3 protein-coding genes are annotated in these 4,618 nt (G+C 68.5%); 2 read left to right on the top strand and 1 reads right to left on the bottom strand.

Annotation, left to right across the window (positions count from 1 at the left end; all coding sequences use genetic code 11):
• Nucleotides 1–219 precede the first annotated feature (219 nt).
• Nucleotides 220–3,219, top strand: coding sequence for a TonB-dependent receptor (locus D180_RS22310; protein WP_017914512.1), 3,000 nt, complete (start codon nucleotides 220–222; stop codon nucleotides 3,217–3,219).
• 26 nt (nucleotides 3,220–3,245) lie between these two features.
• On the opposite strand, the gene D180_RS22305 is transcribed toward D180_RS22310, so the two are convergent.
• Nucleotides 3,246–4,226 carry a LysR family transcriptional regulator gene (locus D180_RS22305; protein WP_017914511.1) on the bottom strand — a complete coding sequence of 327 codons (981 nt, stop codon included), beginning with the start codon at nucleotides 4,224–4,226 and terminating at the stop codon, nucleotides 3,246–3,248.
• A 126-nt stretch (nucleotides 4,227–4,352) separates the two neighbouring features.
• Here D180_RS22305 and D180_RS22300 point away from each other — a divergent pair.
• On the top strand, nucleotides 4,353–4,618 hold a 266-nt coding region (locus D180_RS22300), incomplete at its 3' end, for a glutathione S-transferase N-terminal domain-containing protein (RefSeq protein WP_198526597.1).

Raw genomic sequence — 4,618 nt, 5'->3', positions numbered from 1 at the left:
CCGGGAGAGGGGTTGGGGTGAGGGTACGGTCGCCCACAACGTCCAACAGCCGACATAACCATTGGTGCCGCCGACATAACGACGCGGCATTTCTGTGATGGCGTCCCATTAAGGTTAATGGAGCGGGGGAACGTTACCGCGCATACCGCATCATCCAGGACGGGCGGATTCGAGTCGGCGCGGCGGCCCCCCGCCCCCACCACCCGAGTCGCCTTCCGCATGCACAACCATCGCTCCCTCCGCAGGCCCGCCCTGCTCGCCCTGGCCCTGAGTGCCGCCCTCGCCCTCCCGCCGGCCCAGGCCCAGTCCACCACCGGTGCCGTCGCCGGTCAGGCGCCCGCCGATACCCAGCGCATCCTGGTGCGCAGCGACAGCGGCCTCAGCCGCGAGGTCGCCGTGGATGCGCGCGGCCGCTACAGCATCGCCCAGTTGCCGCTGGGCACCTACACCATCATCGCCAAGGGCGCCGACGGCAGCGTGCTGGGCAGCCGCGACGGCATCAGCCTCACCGTCGGCGCCGTCACCGACGTCTCCTTCAGCCCCGCCACCACCAGCCTGGCCGGCGTCCAGGTCAGCGCCGACCGCGCCGCCGCCGCGATCGACGTGAGCAGCGTGGATTCGCGTACCGTGATCAATGCCGAACAGTTGCAGCGCCTGCCGCTGGGCCGCTCGGCCGAGGCCATCGCGCAACTGGCGCCCGGCGTGGCCGGCAACAGCGGCAGCGGTACCTACATCGGCCCGACCGGCGCGCAGCTGCTCAGCTTCGGCGGCTCTTCGGCCGCGGAGAACGCCTATTACATCAATGGCTTCAACACCACCGACCCGCTGCGCGGACTGGGCGGACTGACCCTGCCCTACGGCAGCATCGACCAGTTGGAGGTCTACACCGGCGGCTACAGCGCCAAGTACGGCCGTTCCGACGGCGGCGTGATCAACGCCGTCGGCAAGCGCGGCAGCAACGAATGGCATTTCGGCGGCCAGGCGACCTGGGAACCGGACGGCCTGCGCTCCGCAAAGAAGGACGTGTACGCGCCCGGCAACGGCGCGCTGTACCGCCCGGACAGCAAGAGCGGCTCCACCCTCAGCACCCAGAGCGTCTACGCCGGCGGCCCGCTGATCCAGGACCGGCTGTTCTTCTTCGGCGCCTACGAACTGCAACGCCAGGACGGCGATCGCTTCTACGGCGCACGCGAGACCACGCCGGGGCCCTACTACTACGACTACCAGTACCGCCGGCCGAGTTGGTACGCCAAGCTCGACTGGAACATCAGCGACAGCCAGCTGCTGGAAATCACCGGGGCGTCCAGCCGCTATGTCACCCGCGGCAAGTACTACCAGTACAGCGGCCGCGACATCGGCGCCCTGCGCGGCAACGCCGACACCACCAAGACCGGCGGCGACCTGTGGAGCGCCAAGTACACCGGCTACCTCACCGACCGCCTGACCTTCAGCGCCCTCTACGGCCAGCAGCGTACCGACGACTACAGCCGCAACCCCAACTACAACGGCACGCTGACCTATCTCTCCAGCCCCGGCTTCCAGAACCCGGCCTACACCGGCGGCACCCCGATCACCAATGCGCAGACCACCGCGTTGCTGGTCGATCCGGCGCGCGGCAACCGCACCGACAACCTGCGCCTGGACCTGAACTACGCCATCGGCGCGCACAGCATCACCATCGGCATCGACAACCAGAACGCACGCGCGCTCAACCGCGGCTCGGTGGCTTCGGGCGACGGCTACTACTGGATCTACGGCCAGGCCAACCCCAACGTGCCGATCAACACCGGCCTCGGCGTACCCGCCACCGGCGGCTACCCCAACGGCCAGGACGGCTACTACGTGCGCAAGTACATCTACAGCGCGCTGGCCTCGGTGCGCTCGGCGCAGCGCGCGCAGTACGTGGAGGACAACTGGCAAGTCAACGACCGGCTGTTGCTCAACCTCGGCCTGCGCCTGGACCAGTTCACCAACTACAACCGCGACGGCGCGCCGTACATCAAGCAGACCAGCGGGCAATGGGCGCCACGGCTGGGTTTCAGCTGGGACGTCGACGGCGATGCGCGCTTCAAGGTGTACGGCAACGCCGGCCGCTATTACCTGGCGCTGCCGCTGAACCCGGCATTCAACGCCGCTGGCGCCACCCTGGCCACCTCGACCTATTACACCTATGGCGGCATCGACGCCAACGGCTACCCCACCGGCCTGACCCAGATCTCCGGTGCGGTCTCGTCCAACAACAACTACGGCATCCTGCCCGACCCCAAGACCGTCGCCACGCAAGGCATCAAACCCTCGTTCCAGGACGAGTTCATCCTCGGCTTCACCAAGGCCTGGGGCGACAGCTGGGTCTACGGCGCCAAGGGCACCTACCGCGTCCTGCGCAGCGGCGTGGACGACTACTGCGACAGCGATACCGTGTTCGCCGCCGCCGCGGCGCAAGGGCACACGGTGACCCTGGCCAGCAATCCGGTCAGCTGCTGGCTGATCAACCCGGGCCGGGCCAACACCTTCACCCTGGTCGACACCTCGGGCAACTACGTCAAGGTGCCGCTGAGCAACGCGCAGTTCGGCTTCCCGGCGTTCAAGCGCAACTACTACGGACTCAACCTGTCGCTGGAGCATCCGTTCGACCAGCGCTGGTACGGCCGCCTCGACTACACCTGGTCGCGCAGCTACGGCACCACCGAGGGCCAGTTGCTGTCGGGCATCGGCCAGACCGCGGTGTCCACCACCCAGGCCTGGGACTTCGCGCAGCTGATGGAGCACACCAACGGCCCGCAGAGCAACGACCACACCCATCAGTTCAAGTTCTACGGCTACTACCAGCTCAACCCCGCATGGCTGGTGTCGGCCAACCTCAAGCTGATCTCCGGTTCGCCGTTCAGTGCGCTGGGCTCCTACGGCCCCGACCACAGCGACCCTTCCGGCTACGGCATCGCCTATCACTACTACCAGGGCCAACCGGCGCCTCCGGGCAGCCAGGGCCGCCTGCCGTGGCTGCAGCAACTGGATCTCGGCGTGTCGTGGCGGCCGGCCTACGCCGACCGCAAACTGGCCTTCACCCTGGACGTGTTCAACGTCTTCAACGGCCAGGCCACGCTGTGGAAGTATCCGTACTCGGAGACGGGACCCGGCAATCCGGATCCGGTGTACGGTGCGGCACTGCTGCGCCAGGCGCCGCGGTCGCTGCGGTTGAGCGTCAGCTACGACTATTGATCGGCGGCACGGCGACCGGCGCGCGATCAGCGCGCTGGCCGTCGCCGCGCACGTGCAGGCGCCGCACCGGCAACGGCCGCCGTGCCGCCCTCCGCTTCGGTGCGCATCGATGCGATCCGCGCCTTCATCGCATCGATGAAGGCGCGCACCTTCGGCGATGGCAGCCGCGTCGGCGGGTATACCGCATGGATGCCGAACGATGCCGAACGCCACGCCGGCAACAGACGCACCAGCCGGCCGGCGGCGACGTCGGCGGCGGTGGAGAAATCCGTCAGCAGGCCGAACGCGCCACCGGCCAGCACGATCGCGCGGCAGCCGGTCGCGGTATTGGCGACGAAGTGCGGCACGCAGCGCACCGCGACGCTGTCGCCGCGCGCATTGACCAGCTCCAGGGTGCGCGGACGGGCAATGCTGGACAGCAGCACGAAGGGGAGCGCAGCCAGCGCCGCCGGGTCGCGCGGCAGCCCGTGGCGCGCGACGAACTGCGGGCTGGCGACCGGCCACACCGCATAGCTGCCGAGCCGTACCGCGCGGTAGGTCGAATCGGCGAGACGGCCGATGCGGATCGCCACATCGAGATTGTCGGCGACCAGATCGACGATGCGATCGTTCGCGACCAGTTCGACATCGAGGCGAGGGTGCCTGTCGCGCAAAGCGACCACCGCCGGGGCCACCACCTGCGCGCCGTAGTCGACCGGCACGCTGACCCGCAGCGCGCCACGCAACGGGCCGGCATCGGGAGACACCGTCTGCAGCGCATGCTCGGCCGCGCGCACGATGTCGCGGCACGCCTCGTAGAACCCGCGTCCGGCGTCGGTCACGCTCAGCCGTCGCGTCGTGCGCACCAGCAGGTTCGCGCCGACCTCCGATTCCAGGCGCTGCATGTGCGTGCTGACCACCGTCTTGGCCAGGCCGAGCCGCTCGGCCGCGGCAGTCAGCGAGCCGGCCTCGACCACTGCGACGAAGATCGCCAGACGATTCAGGTTGACGTCGCGCAGGTCGGCCATGCCCGATTGTCCTTCCGGAAAGGATAATGTTTCTCGCATTGTCCGCCTTCTTGCCGGCCGCGGCCAGCGCTAGGCTGCAGCCGATCGTCGCCGATCCCCGGCGATGCACGATTGCGGAGCCGTTCCATGTCCACCCTCAGTCCTCGCGGCACCGATCGTCCCGCCGCTCCGATCCGGGTCTATTCCGCGCCCCTGTCCGGACACGCGCACCGGGTGCGCCTGTTCCTGTCGCTGCTCGGACTGCCGTTCGAGACCATCGATGTGGATCTCGCCGCCGGCGCGCAACGGCAACCGGCGTTCCTGGCGCTGAATCCGCTCGGACAGATACCGGTGATCGACGACAGCGGCAGGGTGCTCGCCGATTCCAACGCGATCCTGGTCTATCTGGCCAA

This window comes from Xanthomonas sp. SHU 166 (assembly GCF_000364685.1).
Lineage (GTDB): Bacteria > Pseudomonadota > Gammaproteobacteria > Xanthomonadales > Xanthomonadaceae > Xanthomonas_A > Xanthomonas_A sontii.
Note: the sequence above shows the minus strand (reverse complement) of the source record. Positions and strands in the feature narration are given on the sequence as shown.